Genomic DNA, 1,179 nt, shown 5'->3' with positions numbered 1-1,179 from the left:
AAAAAAAACAAAATACTGCTGTTAAAACCTGGAAAATAATATGTATTGATGATAGCCCAACTATTTTAAAAGAAATTAAGCGTTTTCTAGATCGAGATAAATTTGAAGTGACAGCTATTGACGACCCTGTACAAGCTGTACCTACAATTTTTCGTATTAAACCAGATTTAATTTTACTTGATATTACCATGCCTAAAATAAATGGCTATAAACTTTGTGGATTATTAAGAGATAGTAAAAATTGCGATCGAATTCCTATCATTATGGTGACTGGAAATACTGGCTTTATTGATAAAGCTAGAGCTAAAATAGCAGGAGCAACCGACTATTTTACTAAACCTTTTACTCAACAAGGATTAATGCAAATTGTAGAAAAATATCTTCAATAATCAAAATTTAAATGTTTACATTGAAAGCATTTATTCTATCTGAAAAATAGTTTTTTACTCACACTAAAACCAGCTAATAAAAATCATGAAAACCATCTTAATTGTTGACGATTTACAATCCCAATTGGACTTAATGGAGAAATATCTAACTCAAGCAGGTTACTCCATTATTACTGCTACTAACGGTCAAGATGCTATAGCTATTACAGCAGAAAAGAAACCCGATTTGGTAGTTACCGATTGGATGATGCCTAAAATGGGAGGCTTAGACATCTGCCGTAAGCTGAGAAAAAACCCCGAAACCGCAGAAATTCCTATCGTTGCTTGTACTGCTAAAAATCGTGATGTAGATCGTATGTGGGCATTAAAGCAAGGAGTCAAAGCCTATGTAACTAAGCCTTGCACCCAAGAAGAATTAGTTAGCGCAGTAGAAGAGGCGATGGCATAGAAAAAACAGAGGAGATATCGCAATACTAGTAGAGGTTAAGCTAGTCGCCATTAACATTGCATAAAGAGGTTTGCTTCAGGTGCTTCGGTTGCCAGAGAGAAAGGTTGAAGTCTTTTTGGCAAATTGGAAATTATGCAAATTAAATATATATTAACTCAAGACGTTTTCTGTTTGCTGTTCCTTTTATCAAGTCGATTAATGAATGTCTCAACCCATTAACTGACATTCCGCAGATAATTTTCTCAAGGAAATAATTAAATGAATTTGCTTGAATATAGCCGTTTATAGCAATCGCCAATCTTCAAAAACACCAAATAATATATTAGTTCTTATTCTGTTTCT

Annotated in this window: 2 protein-coding genes; both read left to right on the top strand. The window is 33.6% G+C overall.

The annotated features are described in order from the left end of the window. On the top strand, positions 1–389 hold a 389-nt coding region (locus tag H1P_RS33535; RefSeq protein WP_144875831.1), incomplete at its 5' end, for a response regulator. Positions 390–474: 85 nt separating this feature from the next. After that, a complete protein-coding gene (locus H1P_RS33530) occupies positions 475–837 on the top strand; it encodes a response regulator (protein WP_144875829.1) in 363 nt (120 codons plus the stop codon). Positions 838–1,179: the final 342 nt, after the last annotated feature.

This window comes from Hyella patelloides LEGE 07179 (assembly GCF_900659865.1).
In the GTDB taxonomy this organism is placed as follows: Bacteria; Cyanobacteriota; Cyanobacteriia; order Cyanobacteriales; family Xenococcaceae; genus Hyella; species Hyella patelloides.
The sequence above is the reverse complement of the archived record's forward strand: the minus strand, read 5'-3'. Positions and strand labels throughout refer to the sequence as shown.

Coding starts and splice junctions, on each gene's coding strand:
- H1P_RS33530 (WP_144875829.1), top strand. CDS start 475: ATGAAAACCATCTTAATTGTTGACGATTTACAATCCCAATTGGACTTA.